The organism is Paraburkholderia sp. SIMBA_054 (genome assembly GCF_046534875.1).
GTDB lineage: Bacteria > Pseudomonadota > Gammaproteobacteria > Burkholderiales > Burkholderiaceae > Paraburkholderia > Paraburkholderia hospita.
In genome coordinates, this window is record NZ_JAWRXV010000003.1 from 247068 (window position 1) to 270703 (window position 23636).

Genomic DNA, 23636 nt, shown 5'->3' on the forward strand with positions numbered 1-23636 from the left:
GACAGCAGAATGAGCAGCATCAACTACCAGACCTTGTCGTTCGAATACCGGCGCTGCGCGGAGCAGGATGCCGTTGCAGCGACGACAGACGCCGCGCGGCATCCTGTGATCGTGGTCGGCGCGGGGCCCGTCGGTCTCGCGACGGCGATCGACCTCGCGCAGCAAGGCATCCCCGTCGTGCTCGTCGACGACGATTGTTCGCTCGCCACAGGTTCGCGCGCAATCTGTTTTTCGAAGCGCTCGCTCGATATCTTCGATCGCCTCGGCTGCGGCGACCGCATGGTCGACAAGGGCATCAGCTGGAACGTCGGCAAGGTGTTCCTGCAGGAAGAGATGGTGTACACGTTCAATCTGCTGCCGGAGGCGGGGCATCATCGGCCCGCGTTCATCAATCTGCAGCAGTACTACGTCGAAGGTTTTCTGCTCGAGCGCGCGCAGTCGCTGTCGAATATCGACATCCGCTGGAAGAGCAAGGTGGTCGGCTTGCAGCAGCACGGCGAGCCGGGTTCCGCCGATGCATCCGTCACGCTCACCGTCGAGACGCCCGAAGGCGAGTACGCGTTGTGCGGCCGCTACGTGGTCGCCGCCGACGGCTCGCGCAGCCCGATCCGCAACATGATGGGCCTCGACAGCAAAGGCCGCGTGTTCAAGGACCGCTTCCTGATCGCCGATGTGAAGATGGAAGCGGAGTTTCCGAGCGAGCGCTGGTTCTGGTTCGATCCGCCGTTTCATCCGAATCAATCGGTGCTGTTGCATCGGCAGCCGGATAACGTGTGGCGTATCGACTTCCAGCTTGGCTGGGACGCGGACCCTGCGCTTGAGAAAACGCCCGAACGCGTGCTGCCGCGCGTGCGCGCGCTGCTCGGGCCGGACGTCAAGTTTGAGCTGGAATGGGTCAGCGTTTATACGTTCTCGTGTTTGCGCATGGAGCGTTTCCGGCATGGCAACGTGCTGTTCGTCGGCGATGCCGCGCATCTGGTTTCGCCGTTTGGCGCACGCGGTGCGAATAGCGGCTTTCAGGATGCGGAGAACGTCGCGTGGAAACTCGCGATGGTGCTGGACGGCCGCGCGCCCGATGCGTTGCTCGACACGTATGCGAGCGAACGCGAATACGCCGCCGACGAGAACATTCGCAACTCGACGCGCTCGACTGATTTCATCACGCCCAAGTCACCCGTTAGCCGCACGTTCCGCGATGCCGTGTTGAAGCTTGCGCGAAAGCATCCGTTTGCGCGTCAGCTCGCTAACAGCGGGCGGCTTTCGGTGCCCGCCGTGCTGCGCGACTCGGCGCTCAACTCCGCCGATAACGACGGCTTCGAAGGCAAGATGGTGCCGGGCGCTTCGTGCGTGGATGCGCCTGTTTTATCGAATGGCGCGCCCGCGTGGCTGCTTGCGCAACTCGGCAATGCGTTCACGGGCGTCGTCTTTTGCGGCAAGGATGGTATCGACGCGGCGACGCAACGCGCGTTGAAAGCGCTGCAAACAGGTTCGATTCCGTTCAGGCTGGTTGTCGTTGCGTCGCATGGCATTCGCCATGCCGTGCATGACCTCGAAGATGCCGTCGTGCTCGAAGACGCGGAAGGTCTCGCATGGTCGCGTTACGACGCCATGCCCGGCACGTTCTATCTGATTCGTCCGGACCAGCACGTGTGCGCGCGCTGGCGCACGTTCGACGCAACACAAGTCGACGCGGCGCTCAAGCGGGCGTTGTGCGTGGAAGGCGTGGCCTGAACGCAGTAGCGCACATCGATACGATAAAAGTTGGAGACAAACGTGGCACTCATCACGCAACTCAATCTGACGCAGCCCGACGACTTCTACGAAGCGCTGATCGACATGCACCGCGATTTCGACGAAGCGCAAAGCCAGGCCGCGAACGCGCAGCTGATTCTGCTGCTCGCCAATCATATCGGCGATTACGCGACGCTGATGGAAGCGATCCGATACGCGCGCGAAGGCGTCGATCAGCCGAATCCATCCGCTGCGCAGCACACGGCCGACGCGCCGCGCGTCGCCGCCTGATCCCTCGATGCGGCTCGCCCATTAAACGAAGCGCGAGCCGTCTTCCCTGACAACACGGCGCAACAGACGCCGGACCCAATGGGTCCGATGGACCCGCATTGCCTGGAGATCTCGATGAGTCAGTCAATCACGCATGCCTATGAGCCCGGCGAACCCGCCGACGCGTATCAGGACGACAACGCGCTGTATCGCAAGGTCACGTTGCGGATCGTGCCGTTTCTGTTTCTCTGCTACGTCATTTCGTTTCTCGACCGCATCAACATCGGCTTCGCGCAATTGCAGATGAAGCACGACCTCGGCTTCAGCGATGCGATGTACGGACTCGGCGCGGCCGTCTTCTATATCGGTTATGTGCTGTGCGAAGTGCCGAGCAACCTGCTGCTCGCGCGTTTCGGCGCGCGTCGTACGTTCACGCGGATCATGCTGCTGTGGGGCGTTGCATCGGTGTGCATGATGTTCGTGTCGCAGGCTTCGCATTTCTATCTGCTGCGCTTCATGCTCGGCGTGTTCGAAGCGGGCTTCTTTCCCGGCATCGTGCTGTATCTGACGTACTGGTATCCGGCGCGGCGGCGTGCCGTGATCCTGTCGATCTTCTTCGCAGGCGTCGCGGTGGCGGGCGTGCTCGGCGGCCTTATCTCCGGCTGGATCATGCGCGACATGGCTGGCGTGATGGGCCTGTACGGCTGGCAATGGATGTTCGCCATCGAAGGCGCGCCTGCTGTCGTGCTTGGGCTGCTCGCGGCGTTCTGGCTCGTCGACGGCCCGCAGCATGCAGCGTGGCTCACACCGCAGGAAAAGGCGTATCTGATCGAGCAACGCGATGCAGAGCATCGGCCCGCGAACTCGCATTCGTCGCGCGCGTTCATTGACGCATTGCGCAACCCGCGCGTCTATCTGTTCGCGTTCATCTACTTCTCGCTGACGTGCGCATCGTTGACGCTCAACTTCTGGATGCCGCTGATGATCCGCGACTTCGGCGTGCACGACGTGCTGTGGATCAGCCTGTACACGGTGATTCCGAACGCGATCGGCGCAGTGGGCCTGATTCTGATCGCGCGACATTCGGATCGTCACGGCGAGCGGCGCAAGCATTTCGCGGCATGCACGATCGGCGGCGGTATCGCGCTTTCGCTGTTGACGCTGCATTTGAGCAGCTTTGCCGCGATGCTCGGCATTCTTTCGATAGCTGCCGTGCTGATCTTCGCTGCGCTGCCGATCTTCTGGACGGTGCCGTCCGGTTATCTGTCGGGCAAGGCTGCGGCGGCGGGCATTGCGTTGATCAGCAGCATTGGGATTACGAGCGGCATCGTGAGCCCTTGGGTGATTGGTCTCATCAAGACGCATACGGGCAGCATGGATAACGCGCTGTATCTGCTGACGGCTTTGTTGTTCATGAGCGGTATTGCGCTGCTGCGCGGGGTGCCTGAGAAGCGGGTCGTGGGGTAGAACCACGGCGCCTCCTTGTCAACGTTCATGCGGTTCGCCGCATCCGCGCTCGCGACGTTATCTGTCGACGAGCGCGAACGCTCGGTCTGGCTCCATCGTCATCACGATGCGATCTGCTTTGCCGCCATGCGTTCGACGTTATCTGCGACCGGAATCTTGGCCGCAGGCGTCAGCAATTCAGTGCATTTCAAGCAACTAACCGTCCGTCGGCGCGACGCCAACAGATGTATGCCTCGCTCACGAGGGCTCCTGGCCCATCATTTAACGTATTGACGATTGCCATCAGTGCGCGAGGAAATCTGCTCAATCAGATCGATATCTGCTCAATCAGCTCACTATCTGCTCAAAACTCGTCATATCTGCTCATTTCATGGACGCGTAGGCAGGCACTCCAGTCACCGGAAAGCTGTTCGGCCAAGACGATGCCCCCGTCGGTCGAGAGCTACTGGGCATCATCTTGGGCAATGACGCGGACTTCATCAACACGCCCGGGGAAGGGCTCGCCAGCCGCCCAACCCAATCCCCACAAGCCTATGCGCCCTGCATCGCCTGATCCCGCGACTTCGCAACAAACCATCCGTCAGGCATAAATGTCACCAAAAAATAATAAGAATAGCCCGATATATGATTGAGAATGATTCGCGTTTACGTTAGATTCGCTTCCATCTGACCGATAGCGACATGGAGACGATTCGATGGCTGAATCAATGGCGAGGTTTGCAGCACGGATCGACCGTCATCCGGCGGCGTTCGCACAAGGCGCACTGGACGACATCGAATGCGAGCCGTCCGAAGCGCCCCGCGAAGCGCACTCAAGCTCAAGCGAAGAACGCGGCTGCGAAGGGCTGCTGCTCGACGTGCTGATCGAAAACCGCCGCTCGCTGATCCAGCTTGCGCGGTCGTTCGTCGGTTGTTCGAGCCGTGCCGAGGATGTGGTGCATGACGTATTCATCAAGCTCACGGGCTTTTCGAACCAGGACGACGTGCGGCAGCCGCTTGCCTACGTGGCGCGTATGGTACGCAACGCATCGATCGACGCGTGCCGCCGCCAGTCGCTCGAAAACACGTGGCACGCGTGCGAGGAAGATGGGCTCGATGTGCCATCGCCCGAACCGTCGCCCGAGTCCGCGCTCGTCACACGCGACTCACTGCGCCACGCGTTCGACGCGCTCGCGCAATTGCCCGAGCGCACGCGCAGTGCCTTCGAGCGCGTGCGTCTGCGCGAAGAGACCTTGCAGGAAACTGCGCGCGCCTTGAACGTTTCGCAGACGCTCGTCCATTTCATGGTTCGCGACGCCGCGAAGCATTGCGCGGACTGCATGCACGCCGGGGCGCAAAACGTCGCGTATGCAAAGACGGCGGGTCGCAGTAAAAAAAGCTGCGCGTCGAACGTCAAGCAGATGACGGCCTTGTGAATTCACGAAGGCAAACGTTCAACTGCATCTCACCTGATACGCAAGCAGACAAGACATGACCCAGAACACGCATCAAGACACACAGGACGACGTTCAATACACGGTCGTCATCAACGACGAAGAACAGTATTCGATCTGGCCGACGTTCCGCGACGTGCCCGCGGGCTGGCGCGAAGTCGGCGTGCGCGGAGCGAAAGCCGCGTGCCTCGAACATATCGAAAGCGTGTGGACCGACATGCGTCCCGCGAGTCTGCGCCGTCATATGGACGCAGCGCCGAATACGCGCTGAGCCGTGCGCTGCCACCCTGCAACAGCAGAGCGCATCCAGGATTCTCGCGCGCCACGAGCGCGCCGCGCGAGACCGTTCTTCGAGCCGCGTCGATGCGTTATCAACGCATGATCGGCGCGGCCTGCCACTGAGGACACGTCATGACAGCGTCTCTCCTGACACTCGACGACCTGCGCATCGAGCCCGGCCTGCCGACCATCGTTTCGCCGCGCATCGACAGGTCATTCACGCTCGAAGCCGCAGCGCCGCTATTGCGCGACATCGCGAACAACTGCATCGAGCGCGCCGGCGGCGTGCTGTTCACGGGCTTCGACGTGCCGTCGATCGACACGTTCCAGCAATTCGCCGCCTCGTTCGGCTCGCCGCTGATCGGCTATGAATTTGCGTCGACGCCGCGCAGCCAGGTCGAAGGCGCCGTGTACATGTCGACGGAATATCCGCCGCATCGCTCGATTCCGCTGCACAACGAGCAGTCGTACACGCGCGAGTGGCCGATGCGCATCTGGTTCCATTGCGCGCTCGCCGCGCGTTCCGGCGGCGCGACGCCGATTGCCGACAGCCGCGCGATCTATCGCGCCCTCGATCCCGCGTTGATCGAACGCTTCGCGCGACGCGAACTGCTGTACGTGCGCAACTTCGGCCAGGGACTCGATCTGCCGTGGCAACAGTCGTTCGGCACCGACGACCCGCGCGCCGTCGATGCGATGTGCGCGGCGCGCGGCATCGATTGCGAATGGCGTGAAGACGACGACGGCGAACCGCTGCTGCGCACGCGCGAGCTTTGCCAGGCGGTTGCCGTGCATCCGCGCACGGGCGAGCGTGTGTGGTTCAATCAGGCGCATCTGTTCCATCTGTCCGCGCTCGATGAAGACATGCAGGAAGCGCTCGTCGATGCAGTGGGCCTCGACAACGTGCCGCGCAACGTCTATTACGGCGACGGCGCGTCGCTCGAAGCGGACGCGCTCGCGGAGATTCGCGGCGTGCTGGATCAACAGCGCATCGTGTTTCCGTGGGCGGGCGGCGATGTGGTGATGCTCGACAACATGCTGACGGCACATGCGCGTGATCCGTTCGAAGGCCCGCGCAAGGTCGTCGTCGCGATGGCGGAAAGCTACAGCGTTCCGGCAAACGCACAAAGGTCCAAAACCTTCGCCACCGCTACATGATCCAATGAAAAGCAGTTCCAACCTGGCATTGTCGGCGCGTTCGCTGACGGTGGGATATCGCGATCACGTCGTGATCGATTCGCTCGATATCGACATTCGCGCGAATCGCGTGACCGCGCTGTGCGGGCCGAACGGTTGCGGCAAGAGCACGCTGCTGCGCTCGCTCGCCGGCTTGCAGCCTGCACTGGCGGGTGAGGTGACGGTCGCGGGCAAGGCGCTCGCGTCGTATCGGCGGCGCGATCTCGCGCGCACGCTGACGATGCTCTCGCAGTTCAACCAGATTCCCGCCGGTCTCTCCGTGCGAGATCTGGTCGCGTACGGACGCTACGCGCACGGCGGTTGGATGCGTGGCTTGTCGAAGGAAGATCGCGCCGCAATTGACGACGCGCTCGCGGCAGCCGGCATCGCCGACGATGCCGCACGCGATGTCGCCGCGCTCTCAGGCGGCGAGCGCCAGCGCGCATGGATCGCGATGGCGCTCGCGCAACGCGCGCCCATCGTGTTGCTCGACGAGCCGACCACGTATCTCGACATTCATCATCAGCTCGACATTCTCAGCGAACTGCGCCGGCTGAATCGCGAGCGCGGTCTGACGATCGTCTGGGTGCTGCACGATCTGAATCAGGCCGCTGCATACAGCGATGAAATCGTGTTGATGCGCGCTGGCCGCATCGTCGCGCAAGGCACGCCGGACGCGATCATCGACCCGCAGCATCTCGAAGCGACCTTCGGCGTGCCAATGCTGCGCATCGCGCATCCGCAGACGGGCGCGCCGATGTGCGTGCCCGCGCATGCGGAAAGCGACGAACTGGCAAGCGCGTCCGACGACAAGGGCCTTGCCGCATGACCACGCTAGCCGCAAGAAAACGCATGCAGCGGGCGCAGACACGCGCGCTGCCGCGCTGGCGCGAGGCACAGCATAGCCGCGTCGGCGTGCTGACGTTCACGCTGCTCGCGTTGATTGCGATCGTCGCCGCGCTGCGCCTCGCCCCCGATCTGTCGTTGCTGCTGCACGCCGCAACGTCGAATGCAGCGCATGACACCGACGAACACGCGCTCGCGCACGTGCTGCTGTTCAACCTGCATTTGCCGCGCGTGCTGGCCGCACTGGTGGCGGGTGGATGCCTCGGTGTGTCGGGCGCGCTGTTCCAGTCGCTGACGCGCAATCCGCTCGCGTCGCCGGATCTGCTCGGCATCACGGGCGGCGCGCAGCTTGGCCTGCTCGCCGCGATGCTAATACCCGCGCTGGCGGGCGCTGCTTCCGTGCCGCTGCTGTTCGGCTGCGGCCTGCTCGCCGCCGCGTGCGTCGCGGCGGCAGCGGGCGGCTGGCGCGCGACGCCGTTGCGCATGGTGCTCGCGGGCAGTGTCTGCATGCTGCTGTTCTCGGCGGTTTCGACGCTCACGCTCGCGTTCTTCGAGCAAAGCATCGCGGGCGTCGCGCTGTGGGCGAGCGGCAGCCTTTATCAACCGGGCGCTGACGGACTGGTTACCGCGGTGCTGTGGCTGCTGTTGCCGCTCGCGGCGCTGCCCTTCGTCGTGCGTCCGCTCGATCCCATCGCGCTCGGCGACGACGCGGCGCTTGCCGTCGGCGTGCGCGTGGATGCAGCGCGCTTTTATGCGCTGCTCGTCGCGATCGGCTTCGCGAGCGTGGCGGTGAGCGTCGCAGGGCCGATGTCGTATGTCGGGTTGATCGCGCCGAACCTGTTGCGTCATCTGCGCGGCTCGCGCTCGACGCGACTTGCCGCGCTCGCACCGTTGTCCGCGCTGGTCGGCGCGCTGCTCGTGCTCGCAACCGATAGCGCCGTGCTCGCGCTCGATCTGGACGGCACACTGTCGACGGGCGTGGCGATCGCCGTCGTCGGCACGCCGCTGATGCTCGCGATGATCCGTCACGGCGGCGCATGGACCTCGGCGCTCACGCAAGCCGGGGACGCTCCCGCCCAATCGGCGCGCGGCCGTTTCGCTACATGGATCACGGGACTTTCCCCGCTTGGCACTGGTTTGATCGTCGCTACTGTCGCGGCCATTTCGATCTATGCCGCAGGCACGTTAGGCGAGACGTCGCTCGATCCGTCGCGCTGGCTCGCGGCATTGAACGGCAGCGACAGCGTCGCGCGCATGCTGCTCGATCTGCGTTTGCCGCGCGTGGTGTGCGCGTTGCTTGCGGGCGCGATGCTCGCGGCCAGCGGCGTGCTGATGCAAAGCGTCGTGCGCAATCCGCTTGCCGGGCCGGAAGTGCTCGGCGTCACGCAAGGCGCTTCACTCGCGACCCTCGTCGCGCTGCTGTTCTGGCCGCTCGCCGCGCACGCGACGATTGCGGTGTCGTCGCTGATCGGCGGCGGCGTCACGCTGGTCGCGATTCTCGCGCTGAACCGGCGCATGCGTTACGCGCCGCTTGCGGTCGCGTTGACGGGGCTGGTGGTCGGCACGCTGTGGACGACGCTCGCGCAATGGGTAATCGTGCAGGAAAGCGTGCAGCCCGCGCGCTTCGTCGTGTGGCTGGTGGGCGGCACTTACGGGCGTAGCTGGAGCGATGTGCTCGCGCTGTTACCGTGGTGCGCGGTCGCGCTGCCTGCATTCGTGCTGCTCGCGCGTCCGCTCGATCTGCTCGCACTCGGCGACGATCAGGCGGCATCACTCGGCTTGCCCGTCGCGTTGCTGCGTCCGCTTGCGCTGACGGTTGCGACCATCGCGGCCTGCGCGGCCGTTGCGGCTGTCGGGCCGATCGGCTTTGTCGGATTGATGGCGCCGCATCTTGCGGCATTGTTGGGGGCGCGTGCGCATCGCGTGCGCTTGTGGCTGGCTGCGACCTGTGGCGCTGCGATTCTCGCCGCTGCCGATATCGGCGCGCGCACGCTGCTCGCGCCGCGTGAAATTCCTGCAGGCGTGTTGACGGCTCTGATCGGCGCGCCGTATCTGCTCGCGTTGCTGATTGTGCAGGCAAGGCGCGAACGCAAGCGCGGACGGTGAATATGTCCTCTGCTGCAAAACCGTTTGCGTCGCTCGCCGCCGATACGCCGTTTGCCGCGTATGTCGAACGCGTGTGGCTCGGCGTGCCTGCTGAAACTTCAGACACCAGCGACGCCACACAAGTGCGCGTGCCGCTCACGCAACTCGCGACGCAGCGCGAAGCGATCCTCGATGCAATGCTCTTGCGCTACGGCGGCGATCCCGAACGTCATGCGCGCGCGCTGCTATCGCAGTGGAGCAAATACTATTTTGGTCTCGCGGTGCCCGCCGCGCTGGTGTCCGCGCTCGCCTTGCAGAAACCGCTCGACATGAACCCCGCGCGCTGCGTGCTGTTGCTGCGCGAAGGCATGCCTGAAGCGCTGTATCTGCAGCACGATGCGCTCGCCGACTCAACTGACGATCCCGCGCGGCGTTACGCATCGTTGATCGACGAGCATCTGCGCGGCGTGATCGACCTGCTCGCGAGCATGACGAAGATAGCGCCGCGCGTGCTATGGAGCAACGTCGGCAACCTGCTGGACACATTGTTCGAGCAATGCGCAGCGATGCCGGGTGCGGCCAGCGACGCCGCGTGGATGTTCGAATCGTGCACGTTGTTCGGTGGCGACGAGGCGAACCCGCTGCGCGTGCCCGTGCGTAACGTCACGCCGCGCTCGGCGCTGCTGCATGCGCCGTTTCGCGCGCGACGTGTCTGCTGTGTGCGCTATGAAATACCCGGAGAAGATCAACTGTGTGCGAGTTGTCCGCTACTACTCACGATGAGCGACGAAGACCTCGCGCGGCAAGAGGCAATACGATGAAGCAGACGCTGCGGGCGACCGTATGCGCCGCGTGCCTCGCGTTCTCGTGTTCCGCGAGCGCGGCAGGCGTGACACTCGTGCCTCGCGACACGGCCACGCTTGCGTGCACGTCGCTGTCCGCGAATCCGACTGTGACACAGGCGAGCGACGTGCTGCCCGCGCATCCGAAGCGCATCGTCGTACTCGAATTCCTGTTCGCCGAAGCGCTCCTTTCGCTCGACGTCACGCCTGCGGGCATGGTCGACACCGCGTATTACCCGTCGTGGATCGGCTATGGCGTCGAACGAATGCAGTCGGTGCCCGACGTCGGCACGCGCCAGGAGCCGAGTCTCGAAGCGATTGCCGCGCTCAAGCCTGACCTGATCATCGGCGTCGGTTTCCGGCATGCGCCGATTTTCAGCGCGCTGCAATCGATCGCGCCGACCGTGCTGTTCCAGTTCAGCCCCGAGATGAAGCTCGACGGCGCGCAGGCGACGCAGCTCGAATGGGCGCGCAGGATCTTCGATACGATCGGCTGCATCACGGGGCGCACGGTGCAGGCGCAAGCCATCGAACGGCAGCTCGACGAAGGGTTGGCACGCGATGCAAAGCGTCTCGCCGATGCGGGCCGCACGCATGCTGACTTCGCGCTGTTGCAGGAACTGGGTTTGCCCGACCGGTACTGGGCCTATACGAGCAACAGCATGGCGGGCGGCGTCGCGCGGAAGCTGGGTGTGACGCTATGGCCTTCGAAGCCGACTCGCGAAGGCACGACTTATCTGACGTCGGAAGATTTCTTGAAACACCCGCAGACAAGTGTGTTGCTGACGAGCGCAACTGGGCCGGAAGTGAAGCTGAACGCGAAGCTCGATTCGCCTGTTTGGCGGTTTGTGCCTGCGCGGCGTGAAGGACGCGTGACGTTGGTCGAACGTAATGTGTGGGGTTTTGGTGGGCCGATGTCGGCGTTGAAGTTGTCGCATGCAATGACGGATGCGTTGCTTTCGATGCCGGCGGCTGCTTCGCAATCGGAAGCTTCCAAGTCGCGGTGATGTTGTTGGTGGTTTGGTTTTGCTTCTGCTTTTTGCTTCTGCTTTTGCTTTGCGCTGGCATCCGCGCATTGCCTTCGTGCTTCAAGCGTCGCCCCTGTGCGGGGCGGCACCTACTTTTCTTTGCCGCCGCAAAGAAAAGTAGGCAAAAGAAAGCGGCTAACACCGCCAGTTCTTGTATTTGCCTGAGGGCCCCCAACCGGTCCCACGCTTCACACGGCAGCATTTCTGTTCGCGTTCGTTGCCAACGCGCGAACTAAGCGCCTCACCCGCTTCGAATGCCTGTGCACGGGCTAGTGGCAGCGAATGGTTTGCGCCGCCTAGGTGGCAAACTGTGTGTAGGTTGTCGCGTCGTATAGCTTGGCGCTCTTACATGGTGGGACGCGTGCGCTATTGGTCCGAAGTGAGGCGTGTGCAGCGCTACAGCCTACACACAGTTTGCCACCTGGGCGGCGGAGGAATATCCGGCGCGGCACGCTGCGACGCGGGCGCGCGAAGCGGGTGAGGCGCACCGCAAGAGCGCTGGCAACGAACGTGGGTCACGTGGTCGCCGTGTGAAGCGTGGGACCGGTTGGGGGCCCTCAGGCAAACACAAGAGCTGGCGGTGTTAGCCGCTTTCTTTTGCCTACTTTTCTTTGCGGCGGCAAAGAAAAGTAGGTGCCGCCCCGCACAGGGGCGACGCGTGAAGCACGAAGACATAACGCGGATGCCAGCGCAAATGCCCGACAATCCCGCCAGCGTCGCAGACAAAGTAGGTGCCGCCCCGCACAGGGGCAACGCATGCAGACCAATAACACCACGCGGATGCCACCAAAAGCAAAACCAAACCACCAACAACGTCCCAAAGCCTTCAGCCCGCATCAATTCTGGTCTGACGCACATCCGCCTGAACGGACGGCACACGTACTGTGCCATTTCCAGCAACCGCACGTGGCACACCGTGCGTTTCATTAACGATCGCGCCGTTATCCAGCTTCAGCACACGGTCGGCAAGCGGGAAGTAACGATCATCATGCGTGATCACGACGACCGTCTTGCCGCGACCGCGCAACTCCGGCAACAGTTGCTCGTAGAACACGGCCTTGAACGACGGGTCCTGATCGGCCGCCCATTCGTCGAACAGATAGAACGGACGATCTTCCAGATACGCGACGACCAGCGCGAGGCGCTTGCGCTGCCCCGTCGATAGCGCGCGCGTCGAGAACGTGCCGTTTTCAACGCTAACCTTGTGATCGAGTGCGAGCTTCGCGATCAGCGCATTGGCGCGGCCATCCGCGGCGGCGCGGGCGCCGTCGTTCGTGTCGTCGGGATCGACAATGCCGAGCAGCGTGTCGAACAGATGGAAGTCGTTGAACACCGTCGAGAAGCGCTCGCGATACGCGGGCCGCGTGTCCCGCGTTACGGGCGAACCATCGACTTCGATGACGCCGCCTTCCGGCTCATACAGACCCGTCAGCACCTTCGCGAGCGTCGTCTTGCCGCTGCCGTTGCCGCCGACGATGAACACCAGTTCGCCTGGCTTGAACGTCAGATCGATCGGTCCGATGCGGAACATGCGCTCGTCGCGCTCGTGGAAATACGCATGCGTGATGCCGCGCAGCGAGAGCGTGTCGAACGCGGCGGCCTGAGCGCTGGAAGCGCTTGCTGGCAAGGCCGCCGCATGATGCGGCTCCTCGAACTCGGCCAGCACGCGTTCGATGCGTTCGAGCGACACACGCGCCGCGTTCACGGTCGGCAGATTGTTCAGCAGGCCATCGAGCGGCACCAGCATGAACAGGAACACGATCACATAGCCCGCGGCCGCTTGCGCGTCGGCATGCACGCCGATGGACGGCAGGAAGGTCGCCGCGCCGAGGAACACATAGAACAGAAAGATGATCCAGCCCACGCCGATCGCATAGGCCACGAATGCGCGACGCCGATGATCGCGCACTTCGTTGATCGCAGCGCCGAGTTGTCCTTCGACGAATTGCCGCGCGCGCTCGCGATGCAGCTTCAGTTCCTTCGCACCCGCGAACAGCGAGCCGAGGTAATCGAACAGCCTGTCTTGCGCGCTGCCCGCTGCTTCGAGCGAAGCGATCGCACGAATATCGCCGAAGCGATAGCCCAGCGAGCCGACGACGATCGCGCTGAGCGCCAGCACGCAAACGGGCCACGACAGCCACGCGAGATACGCAAGGCAGCCCGCGACAATCGAGCCATGCATGACGATGTTCGGCAGCGCGAAGAACAACATCGACACGTTGGTGGCGTCGTCGGTGAGGATCGATTGCACGGGCGCTGCGCCGACACGCTCGACGTCGCGCAACTCGGCAGCCGCGACGCGCGCGGAAACATGCTCGCGCATGCGGCCCATCGTGTCCTGCGAAAGCCCCGCGAACAGCACGCCCGAAACGATGCGTGCGATCAGCGCGACCAGCGCGCACGCGGCGAAACGCAACGCGAGTGGCAGATCGGCGGCCGTGGGCGTGCTCAGCGCGCGGTTGAGCGTCGCAACCAGCAGCACGCTCGATACGCCATTCGCAATGCATGCGACCAGCGCGAGCGCAAGCGCGCCGCGCGAGCGTCGTAATAGCGACAACAGCAGACGGGTAGCGGGTTTGTTCGGGCGATCCGAACCATTCACGGGCGGTGCGTTGGAAGCAGTCATCGAAAGCGGGCGTGAGAGTGAAGGCGCGCATAGCGCATGAAGGGTCATCAATCGAATAGACGTTTGGGCATCGCAAAACTTTAGTTAAATCGCCGCGAGCGCGAGCAATCAAGGACTCCGGAGAATTTATTCCACCAAAGGGGTAAATTTTTTTTCGCGCGATTCGTCACCTGTGTGAAGCCGCTGAAATTGGGACCGGGACAAACCGTGCCCCGATACAGCGGCATAGCGGCCTTGCCGAAGGACTTCACACGAATGACGACTTTTCCGACTGCCTTGCATCAGCGACTGCGCGAACTCGCGCGCAGTGCACCCAACGCACCCGCGCTCGCCGCGTTTTCGCCGCATACCGTGCGCATGTCGCGCGGCGAACTCGACGCTCGCGCGGCGCACGTCGCGGCGGTGTTGCGCGCACGTGGCGTGGGGGCGGAAGTGCGGGTGGGCGTGTGCATCGACAGGTCGTGCGATCTGTTCGTCGCGTTGCTCGCCGTGCTGAAGGCGGGCGGCGTGTTCGTGCCGCTCGATCCGCGTCATCCCGCGCAACGTCTCGACTGGATGGCACGCGACGCAGGTTTGAGGCATGGCATCGTCACGCGCGCCGCGGACGCAACGATGCGCGTGAGGTTCGAGCACTGTATCGAAGTCGATGTGATCGACAGCACGCAAGCCGTTGCATTCGACGATGCGCAGGTTCATCCGCGCTCGGCTGCGTACATGATCTACACGTCGGGCTCGACGGGTACGCCGAAGGCCGTGGTCGTCGAGCATGGTCCGCTTGCCGCGCATTGCGATGCCGTGATCGATGCGTATCCGATGACGGACGCGGACCGCGTGCTGCATTTCGCTTCCGTGAATTTCGATCTCGCGCACGAGTATTGGCTCGCACCGCTCGCCGCAGGCGCGAGCATCGCGATCACCGCGCCCGGCACGGTCGCGCCCGACGATGCGCGTGCGCTGGTCGAGCAGGAGCGCGTGACGATCGCCGCGTTTCCGCCTGCCTATCTGCGTGAATTCGCGCAGGTCGCGCGGCGTCATGGCGTGCCCGCTGCATTGCGCGTGCTCGCGTTCGGCGGCGAAGCGATGCCCGGCGATGTATTCGGCGATATCAGGCAAACGTTTAACAAAGTGCGTTTGATCAACGGCTATGGTCCGACGGAGACTGTGATCTCGCCGATGCTGTGGCCGCTCGGTGCTCAAGCTGCCTTCAGCGACACGTCATGCGCATCGTTGCCGATCGGCAGGCCGATTGGTTTGCGGACGGCTCGCGTGAGCACGCCCGGATCGGCTGATGGCGCTTCTATCGACGATGGCTCGACAGGCGAGTTGCTGCTGGGCGGCGCATGCCTCGCGCGCGGCTATCACGGACGCGCGGCGCAAACGGCCGAGCGTTTCATCCCCGATGCTCACGGCGCGCCAGGCTCGCGCGTGTATCGAACCGGCGATCTCGCCCGTCTGCGCGTGGACGGCGCGTATGACTACATGGGCCGCATCGACGATCAGGTGCAAATTCGTGGCGTGCGCGTCGAACCCGGCGAGATCGCGCAATGTCTGCGCTCGCATCCTGGTGTGCGCGATGCGGCTGTGCTGGTCGAACAGAGTGCAACGCGCGTGCAGTTGACCGCATGCGTCGTGATCGAAAGCGCAATCGATGAAAGCGCGTTGCGCGAGCACCTGTCGCGGCACTTGCCGGAAGCCTGGCAGCCGCATCGATTCGCGCTGTTAGAGGCACTGCCTTACACGCTGAATGGCAAGCTCGATCGCGAATCGCTGCGCGCACGCGTTGCGTCGCAAACGGCAGTCGTGTCGTATCGTGAACCGCAAGGCGAAACGGCGCGCACGCTCGCGGCGATCTGGCAGGCGATTTTGGGCGATGAGCCTGTCGGCCTCGATGACAGCTTTCATGCGCGCGGCGGCGACTCGATTGCGATCATGCGCTTGCAGGCCGCGATCCGTGCGGAACTGCGCGTGAATCTGCGGCTGGATGCGCTGTTCGTTGATCGTTCGCTCGAAGCACTCGCGGCGCTCGTCGATGCGAGCGAAGTGGAAGACCTTACGCAGCCGCTTCCATTGAAAGCGGCCGCGCGAAGCACGACGGAGACCGATTACACGGACTATCGCGCATCATTTGCGCAGCAGCGTTTCTGGGTGCTCGCGCAAACGCGCGACGCTGGCGATGCTTATCACATCGCGGCGCACTGGAACATTCGCGGTTCGATCGATCACGCGTTGCTGGAAAAGGCGCTCGCGCAAGTGATCGTGCGTCACGAAGCGTGGCGCACTACGCTGCACGAAGACGACAATGGCATCGTGATGCAGCGCGTTCATGCACGCATCGCCGTGTCGGTCGATCAAACCGATTTGCGCGGCATCGCGCTCGAGTCGCGCAAGGCACGTGCAAACGAACTCGCCGACGAACATTCGACGCGGCCTTTCGATCTGCAACACGGCCCGTTGCTGCGCGCATCGCTCGTTACGCTCGCTGATGACGAGCATTGCCTGATGCTGACGGCACATCACGCGATCAGCGACGGCTGGTCGTCGCGTTGTGCGTTTGCGGAACTGGCGGAAGCCTATGCCGCGCTGTCGGAAAGCCGTGCTGCTGCATTGCCCATGCTCACCGCGCAATACGCAGACTTCGCGCAATGGCAGCGCGAATGGCTCGCTGGCGCGGAACGCGAGCGGCAACTCGGCTATTGGCGCGACGCATTGAAGGATTCGCCCGCGCCGCTCGCATTGCCCGTCGATCGCACAGTACCCGCAGAGCGCACGCTCATCGGCAAGCGCGGTTCGCGGCGCCTCGATCAACACGTATCGGCGGCTGTGCGCGATCTCGCAAGCGGCGAGCACGCATCGACATTCATCGTGCTGCTGACGGCATTGCATGCATGGCTGCATCGGCTGACGGCTGCGACGGATGTCGTGATTGCCGCGCCTGTCGCCAACCGTCAGCGCGCCGAAGTGGCGAATCTGCTCGGTCTTTTCATCAACACCGTGGCATTGCGCGCTCGCGTGTCGCCCCACGCGCCGTTCAATGCGTTGCTCGCGCAGGTGCGCGACACGACGCTGGGCGCATACGCGAACCAGGACATCCCGTTCGATCAGGTGATCGATGCCGTCAAGCCGCCCGTGCGGCGCGGCGAAGAATGGCTGCGCGTGAAGTTCGCGCAGCAGTTCGTCTTCGACGAACCCGTCGCGTTGCCGGGCGCCGTCGCAACGTTGACGCCCGGCCCCGATAACGCGGCGCGCTTCGACTTCGCGCTGGATTTCACCGACGACGCGCGCGGTATCGAACTCGTCGCGGCATGGGCGACGGATTGCATCGACGATGCGACCGCGCGGGCATGGCTCGACAGTTTCGTTGCACTTCTGACGGATAGCGTGGCGAATCCTGCGTTGGCTGTCAGTTCGCTCGCTTGTGCCGGGTCTCGCAGCAACCTGCTGCAAGGCCGCGCGCAGACGTACGAGTTCGCCGATGTCGTTGCAGCGTTCAAGCATCACGCGAATGCAACGCCAAAGCAGATCGCCGTCACGGACGCCCAACGGCAACTCACATTCGAGGAACTCGACCGCGCTTCGTCGCGTGCTGCACGAGCGTTGATCGAACACGGCGCAGGCGCGGAACAGGCTGTTGCGTTGTGTATCGACCGCTCTGTCGATTTCGTCGTCGCGCTGCTCGCCATATTGAAGTCAGGCGCGATGGCCGTACCGCTTGATCCCGCTGCGCCACGTGAGCGTATCGAAGCGTCTATCGCCGCATGTGACGCACGCTGCGTGATCGTGGCCGCCAACGCGCCGCAGGTCGAAACCCACGCGCCCGTGCTGTCGCTCAATGCGTTGATCGACACACACAGCGAAGCCGCATGCGCTTCGATAGCGCCCGAACAGGCCGCTTACCTGATCTACACGTCGGGTTCGACGGGCACGCCGAAGGGCGTTGTCGTTTCGCATCGCGCGCTTGCCGACTACGTGCAGGGCATGCTCGACGAACTGAAGTTCGCGCCCGGCGCGAGCATGGCGATGGTATCGACAGTTGCCGCGGATCTAGGCCATACCACGCTGTTCGGCGCATTGTGCTCGGGTCGCACGCTGCATCTCCTGCCGAAAGAAGCTGCGTTCGATCCCGATCGCTTTGCCACGACGATGCGCGAGCGTGGTGTCGGCGTGCTGAAGATCGTGCCGAGCCATCTGCATGCGCTGCTCGAAGCGCAGCAACCTGCCGACGTGCTGCCGTCGCACGCGCTGGTGCTTGGCGGCGAGCCACTGCCGTGGACGCTCGTCGAACGGATCACGGCGTTGCGGCCCGCGTGCCGCGTGATCAATCACTATGGCCCGACGGAAGCGACCGTCGGCGCGCTCACGTTCGATGCAACCGCGAACATGAACGATGCGAGCGCATCGGCAGGTGTGCCGACGGGACGTCCGTTGCCGAACGCGCGCGCGTTCGTGCTCGATGCGAACGGCGCGCCCGTTCCTGTGGGCGGAATCGGTGAACTGCATCTGGGCGGGCCGGGCGTTGCGCGAGGCTACCTGAGCCGCGCCGCCGCGACTGCGGAGCGTTTCGTGCCGGACGCAAGCGGCGCGCGTATGTATCGAACGGGCGACCGCGTGCGCCTGCGCGCGGACGGTGCGATCGACTATCTGGGCCGTCTCGACGATCAGGTGAAGATTCGCGGCTATCGCGTCGAGCCCGGCGAAGTGAGCGCGACGTTGCGCGCGCTCGACGGCGTCAGGCAGGCGGAAACGCTGGCCATTCACGAAGACGGCCGCGCGCGCCTCGCGTCGTTCGTCGTCGTGCAAGGTGCGAGCGATGAAGCATCGCTGCGCGCGCAACTCGCCGCGCGACTGCCCGACTACATGGTGCCCGCGACGTTGACGCTGTGCGACGCCCTCCCCGTCACGCGGAACGGCAAGATCGACCGTGCGAAGCTGCGCGAGCTTGCGCAACAGCCTGTCGCGCAATCGGCAAGCGAAGCGCCACTCGAAGGCGCAGAGCGGATTCTCGCCGACGTATGGAAAGAAGTGCTGCGCGCGGAGCGCGTGGGCCGCGACGACAACTTTTTCGAACTGGGCGGCGATTCGATTCTCGCGTTGCAGGTGATCGCGCGTTCGCGCAAACGCGGTGTCCGCTTCACGCCGAAGCAACTGTTCGACAAGCCGACCGTCGCGCAACTGGCGCAAGTCGCACAAGCGGTTGCCGTCGCCGAGCCGAAAGCGGAAACGCGTGCTGTTTCAAAACCGGACGCCTCGCATGTCGCGTTGACGCCCGCGCAGCGGCGCTTTTTCGGCTTGACGATTCCCGCGCGTCACCACTGGAATCAGGCGATCGAACTGCATGCGAGCGAGCGCTTCGATCTCGACGCATTCGCGCAGGCATTCGACGCGGTGCTCGCACATCACGACGCGTTCCGTTTGCGCTTCACGCAAGATGCGTCCTCTTCGTGGACTGCGCGCTACGCCGACAAGCCGTTCGACACGCTGCCCCTCGTCGCCATTGAAGCGCGCGACGAACACGACGCGCTCGCGCAATTCGACGAGTTGCAGCGCAGCTTCGATCTCGCGCGTGGACCGCTTGCGGGCGCGCTCGTCGCGATGCTGCCCGATGGCACGCCGCGCGTGTGGATCGCGGTTCACCATCTGATCGTCGATGGCGTGTCGTGGCGCGTTCTGCTCGAAGACCTCGATGCCGCCTACGTCGCGGCACGCGAGCGGCGTGCCATCAGGCTCACGGCGCAAGGCGCGCATGCGTCGGACTGGGCGCAACGTCTCGCCAGCAACGCAGCGGCGCTTTTCAGCAAAGAACTGCCGTACTGGATCTCGATGCAGCACGCGAGCGCCGCCGTGCCGTTCGACAATCCGCAAGGCACGGCGACCAATGCCGACGCGTGCACGGTGGAATGGACGATCGACGCCACGCTCACGCAGACGCTGCTCACCGATGCGAACGCCGCATGGCGGACGCAGACGATCGATCTGCTCGTCGCCGCGCTCGCTCAGACGCTGGGCGCAAGTGTCGAAGCCGAGTCACTGCTGATCGAGCTGGAAGGCCACGGACGCGAAGCGCTGTTCGAAGACTTCGACGCGAGCCGCTCGATCGGCTGGCTGACGAGCCACTATCCTGTCGCGCTGCCCATCGGTGCATCGAGCACCGACACGCTCACGGCCGTCAAGGACGCATTGCGCGCGGTGCCGAATAAGGGTGTCGGCTTCGGTGTGCTGCGCTACCTCGCCGATGATGTGACGCGCGCGTCGCTCGCCGCGCTTCCGCGTCCGCGCGTGACATTCAACTACCTTGGCCAGTTCGGCGAAGCATCGACCGAGCGCGCGCTGAGCGCACGCTTTGGCGGCGCGGGCTGCGAGCGCGACCCGGCGGGCCCGATGTCGAATGCACTGGCGATTCACGCGCATATCGACGGCGCGCGCAAGCTCAAGGTGCATTGGGTCTATAGCGCGGCGATGTTCGAGGCGGGCACGGTCGAAAAACTCGCGCGCACATTCGAAAGCACGCTGCGCGATATCGCGGCGCGCTGCATCGAATGCGTGTCGAAGCGCGGCGCGAGCGCCACCCCCGCTGACTTTCCGCTTGCGCAGCGCGCGGGCCTCTCGCAGCCGATGCTCGAGCGTCTCGAACTGGATTTGCGCATGGTCGACGACATCTATCCGCTGTCGCCGATGCAGCAGGGCATCCTGTTCCACTCGCTGTATGCGCCCGATCGCACCACGTATGTCAATCAACTCGTCGCGACGCTGACGTCGCCGGATATCGGGCGCGTGACGGACGCGTTCAATCGCGTCGTGCCGCAGCATGACATCTTGCGCACGAGCTTCTGGCATGACGCCGACGTGCCGCTGCAAATCGTGCATCGCCAGGCGAAGCTGCCGTTCGCCGTGCTCGACTGGCGTGGCCGCGATGCGCAGGACGCAAACTTCGAGCAATGGCTGACGGAAGATCGCGCGCAAGGCTTCGATCTGACGCAAGCGCCGCTGATGCGCGTGACGCTGGTTCGCCTCACCGACGACGAATGGCGCCTCGTGTGGACGCGTCACCACTTGCTGCTCGACGGCTGGAGCACGGCGCGTATGTTCGCCGACGTGTTGCGCGACTATATGAGCGAGCGCCGCGCGTTGTCGTTCGGCCAGGCGGCGCGGTTGCGCTACCGCGACTTCATCGCGTGGCTCGATGCGCGCGATCACGACGCCGACAAGGCGTTCTGGCTCGAACGACTCGCCCGCTTCGACGAGCCGACGCTGGTCGCGCCGAACGTGTCGCCGGAGGATGCTGCCGCACCCAGCGACGTCTGGCGCGCGCGGCTCGACGCGACCACGACCGCGAAGCTGACCGCGCTCGCACGCAGCCTCAGGCTGACCGTGAATACGGTGGTGCAGGGCGCGTGGGCGCTCGCGTTGCAGCGCATGACCCATCACGCGACGGTTGCATTCGGCGCGACCGTCGCGGGCCGGCCCGACGCGCTGCCCGACGTCGACAGCGTGCTTGGCCTTTTCATCAACACATTGCCCGTCATCGCCACGCCTGCACCGCAGCGGCGCATCGCCGACTGGCTCGCGGACCTGCAACGCGACAACGCGGCGAATGCCGAGCATGCGCATACGCCGCTCTTCGACATACAACGTTGGGCCGGACAGGGCGGTGGCGCAATGTTCGACACGCTGGTCGTGTTCGAGAACTATCCCGTCGATCCGGCGTGGTCGGCGAACCACGAACGTGCGCTGCGCCTGTCGGACATTCGCAGCGTCGAATCGACCGATCTGGCCGTCACGCTGGTTGTTCAGGCCGGCGATACCCTGACGATCGACTACGGCTACGACACGGCGCGTATTGATGAAGCGCGCGTGCAGACGCTGCATCGCGCGTTCAATGCCAGCATTGAAGCGTTTATCGCCGATCCGCATGCACTGCTCGGAAGCGTGTCGATCGCGACACACGACGATTGCACGCAACTCGTGCGCTTCAACGATACCGCGCACACGTGGCGCGATGAACAGCAACTGCCGCTTCATCGTCAGTTCGAACGCCATGCTGCTGCGACGCCGGACGCAATCGCGCTGGACTTCATCGACGCCAACGGAAACCGCACGCGCGTCACCTATGCCGAACTCGATGACCACGCGCGCCGCGTGGCCGCTGCGTTGCTGAATGCAGGCGTCGAGGCGGACAGCGTGGTAGCGCTATGCGTCGAGCGCTCTGTCGACATGGTGGTCGCGCTGTTCGGCGTGTTGAAGGCGGGTGCCGCCTATCTGCCCGTCGATCCCGACTATCCCGCGGACCGCATCGCGTATCTGCTCGACGATGCGCAGCCCGCCGTCGTGCTGACTCAACGGTCGCTGCATGCGCGCGTTGTCGCTTCGATCCGCAGCGATAGCGCGCATGTGCTGTGCGTCGAAGAATTCGATGCGAACGCCGCGCTCGAAACGCTTGTTGCTGTCGATCCCGATCAGCTTGCGTACCTGATCTACACATCGGGTTCGACAGGCAAGCCGAAGGGCGCGGGCAATACGCATCGCGCGCTCGCGAACCGGATCGCGTGGATGCAGGACGCGTATCGGCTGACGCCGCAAGATGTCGTGCTGCACAAGACGCCGTTCGGCTTTGACGTTTCCGTGTGGGAATTCGCGTGGCCGTTGTCGGTCGGCGCGACGCTCGCCATCGCCGCACCTGGCGATCATCGCGACCCAGCACGACTCGCGTCCGCCATCGCCACATTTGGTGTAACGACATTGCATTTCGTGCCGTCGATGCTTGGCGCGTTCCTCGGCCATCTGAAGGACTTCGATGCCGCTGCGCAATGCACGAGCATCGCGCGGATCGTGGCGAGCGGCGAGGCGCTGTCGCCCGAACTCGTGGCACGCGCACGCGCGCTGCTCCCGCAAGCCCAATTGCACAACCTGTACGGCCCGACGGAAGCCGCGATCGACGTGTCGCACTGGACGTGCACGGACGCCGACGCGCAGGCCGTCGCGGTCCCCATCGGCAAGCCGATTGCGAACATCCAGTTGCATGCGCTCGATGCGTCGCTGCATCCGTTGCCGGCGGGCGCAATCGGCGAACTGTATCTGGGCGGCGTCGGGCTTGCGCGCGGTTACCTGGGGCGCGCCGCGCTGACGGCGGAGCGCTTCATTCCCAATCCGTTCACGCCGGGCGCGCGCCTCTATCGCACGGGCGATCTCGTGTGCCGGCGCGCGGACGGCGTGCTCGACTATCTCGGCCGTGCCGATCAGCAGGTCAAATTGCGCGGCCTGCGTATCGAGCCGGGCGAGATCGAAGCGCTGTTGCGCGCTGCGCCCGGCGTGCATGACGCCGTCGTGATCGTGCGCGATGAGCAGTTGATCGGCTATGTCGCGCGACGCGCCGAAGAAGCATTCGATCACGCCGCGCTGTTCGCTGCGTTGAACGCGCAGTTGCCTGCCTACATGGTGCCCGCGCATGTGATCGAACTCGACGCGTTGCCTGTCACGCCGAACGGCAAGTGCGACCGCAACGCGTTGCCCGCGCCGTCGCTGCAAACGGCAGAAGTGGCCGAACCGCAGACCGACACCGAGCGCGAACTCGCCGCGATCTGGATACGCGTGTTGCGCATCGACGCGACCCACGCAATTGGCCGCGACGCCGACTTCTTCGCGCTAGGCGGACATTCGCTGCTGGCGACGCAGGCGAATGCGCAAATCAATCTGCACTGGTCACTCGCGCTGCCGCTGCGCACGCTGTTCGATGCCCGCACGCTGTCGCGCTGCGCGGCTGCCATCGACGCGGCGCTCGAAGCGCGCGGCGCTCACTCACTCGACGATGCAGCGCGCGCGATCGACGCGCTGCTCGGTGAACTCGAAGCGCAATGAGGAA

12 protein-coding genes are annotated in these 23636 nt (G+C 64.3%); 11 read left to right on the forward strand and 1 reads right to left on the reverse strand.

The genetic code is table 11. From position 1 onward, the window contains the following. Nucleotides 1–9: 9 nt before the first annotated feature. From SB822_RS05710 to SB822_RS05755, 10 genes are all read left to right on the forward strand, one after another. Complete coding sequence (locus SB822_RS05710; protein ID WP_410854257.1) at nucleotides 10–1731, forward strand: FAD-dependent oxidoreductase; 1722 nt, start codon at nucleotides 10–12, stop codon at nucleotides 1729–1731. Between the two features lie 42 nt (nucleotides 1732–1773). Next, nucleotides 1774–2022 carry a DUF2783 domain-containing protein gene (locus SB822_RS05715; protein WP_007577998.1) on the forward strand — a complete coding sequence of 83 codons (249 nt, stop codon included), beginning with the start codon at nucleotides 1774–1776 and terminating at the stop codon, nucleotides 2020–2022. Between the two features lie 114 nt (nucleotides 2023–2136). Further along, nucleotides 2137–3468 carry an MFS transporter gene (locus SB822_RS05720; protein WP_410854258.1) on the forward strand — a complete coding sequence of 444 codons (1332 nt, stop codon included), beginning with the start codon at nucleotides 2137–2139 and terminating at the stop codon, nucleotides 3466–3468. Nucleotides 3469–4163: 695 nt separating this feature from the next. Continuing rightward, on the forward strand, nucleotides 4164–4883 hold the full coding sequence (locus SB822_RS05725) for an RNA polymerase factor sigma-70 (protein WP_079500632.1): 720 nt from the start codon (nucleotides 4164–4166) through the stop codon (nucleotides 4881–4883). A gap of 55 nt (nucleotides 4884–4938) precedes the next feature. Next, nucleotides 4939–5172, forward strand: coding sequence for an MbtH family protein (locus SB822_RS05730; RefSeq protein ID WP_079487502.1), 234 nt, complete (start codon nucleotides 4939–4941; stop codon nucleotides 5170–5172). A gap of 140 nt (nucleotides 5173–5312) precedes the next feature. Then, the gene (locus SB822_RS05735) at nucleotides 5313–6338 is read left to right on the forward strand and encodes a TauD/TfdA family dioxygenase (RefSeq protein WP_410854259.1); all 1026 of its coding nucleotides are present in this window, start codon (nucleotides 5313–5315) and stop codon (nucleotides 6336–6338) included. A gap of 4 nt (nucleotides 6339–6342) precedes the next feature. Next, nucleotides 6343–7185, forward strand: coding sequence for an ABC transporter ATP-binding protein (locus SB822_RS05740; RefSeq protein WP_007737690.1), 843 nt, complete (start codon nucleotides 6343–6345; stop codon nucleotides 7183–7185). After that, the gene (fhuB, locus tag SB822_RS05745; RefSeq protein ID WP_410854260.1) at nucleotides 7182–9308 is read left to right on the forward strand and encodes a Fe(3+)-hydroxamate ABC transporter permease FhuB; all 2127 of its coding nucleotides are present in this window, start codon (nucleotides 7182–7184) and stop codon (nucleotides 9306–9308) included. Before SB822_RS05740 ends, fhuB begins: the two co-directional genes overlap by 4 nt. 2 nt (nucleotides 9309–9310) lie before the next feature. Then, on the forward strand, nucleotides 9311–10108 hold the full coding sequence (fhuF, locus tag SB822_RS05750; RefSeq protein WP_410854261.1) for a siderophore-iron reductase FhuF: 798 nt from the start codon (nucleotides 9311–9313) through the stop codon (nucleotides 10106–10108). Next, on the forward strand, nucleotides 10105–11136 hold the full coding sequence (locus SB822_RS05755) for an ABC transporter substrate-binding protein (RefSeq protein WP_410854262.1): 1032 nt from the start codon (nucleotides 10105–10107) through the stop codon (nucleotides 11134–11136). The genes fhuF and SB822_RS05755 overlap by 4 nt, the downstream gene beginning before the upstream one ends. An 847-nt stretch (nucleotides 11137–11983) precedes the next feature. Here the strand turns inward: SB822_RS05755 and SB822_RS05760 are convergent. After that, entirely contained in the window at nucleotides 11984–13783 is a 1800-nt protein-coding gene (locus SB822_RS05760; RefSeq protein WP_410854263.1) for a cyclic peptide export ABC transporter, read from the reverse strand. Between the two features lie 255 nt (nucleotides 13784–14038). On the opposite strand from SB822_RS05760, the gene SB822_RS05765 reads away from it, so the two are divergent. Continuing rightward, a complete protein-coding gene (locus SB822_RS05765; protein ID WP_410854264.1) occupies nucleotides 14039–23632 on the forward strand; it encodes an amino acid adenylation domain-containing protein in 9594 nt (3197 codons plus the stop codon). Nucleotides 23633–23636: the final 4 nt, after the last annotated feature.

Excerpts from the sequence above, each read along its gene's own strand:
- SB822_RS05735 (WP_410854259.1), top strand. The coding sequence starts at position 5,313 with ATGACAGCGTCTCTCCTGACACTCGACGACCTGCGCATCGAGCCCGGC.
- fhuF (WP_410854261.1), top strand. The coding sequence starts at position 9,311 with ATGTCCTCTGCTGCAAAACCGTTTGCGTCGCTCGCCGCCGATACGCCG.
- SB822_RS05740 (WP_007737690.1), top strand. The coding sequence starts at position 6,343 with ATGAAAAGCAGTTCCAACCTGGCATTGTCGGCGCGTTCGCTGACGGTG.
- SB822_RS05755 (WP_410854262.1), top strand. The coding sequence starts at position 10,105 with ATGAAGCAGACGCTGCGGGCGACCGTATGCGCCGCGTGCCTCGCGTTC.
- SB822_RS05725 (WP_079500632.1), top strand. The coding sequence starts at position 4,164 with ATGGCTGAATCAATGGCGAGGTTTGCAGCACGGATCGACCGTCATCCG.
- fhuB (WP_410854260.1), top strand. The coding sequence starts at position 7,182 with ATGACCACGCTAGCCGCAAGAAAACGCATGCAGCGGGCGCAGACACGC.
- SB822_RS05760 (WP_410854263.1), bottom strand. The coding sequence starts at position 13,783 with ATGACTGCTTCCAACGCACCGCCCGTGAATGGTTCGGATCGCCCGAAC.
- SB822_RS05710 (WP_410854257.1), top strand. The coding sequence starts at position 10 with ATGAGCAGCATCAACTACCAGACCTTGTCGTTCGAATACCGGCGCTGC.
- SB822_RS05730 (WP_079487502.1), top strand. The coding sequence starts at position 4,939 with ATGACCCAGAACACGCATCAAGACACACAGGACGACGTTCAATACACG.
- SB822_RS05765 (WP_410854264.1), top strand. The coding sequence starts at position 14,039 with ATGACGACTTTTCCGACTGCCTTGCATCAGCGACTGCGCGAACTCGCG.
- SB822_RS05720 (WP_410854258.1), top strand. The coding sequence starts at position 2,137 with ATGAGTCAGTCAATCACGCATGCCTATGAGCCCGGCGAACCCGCCGAC.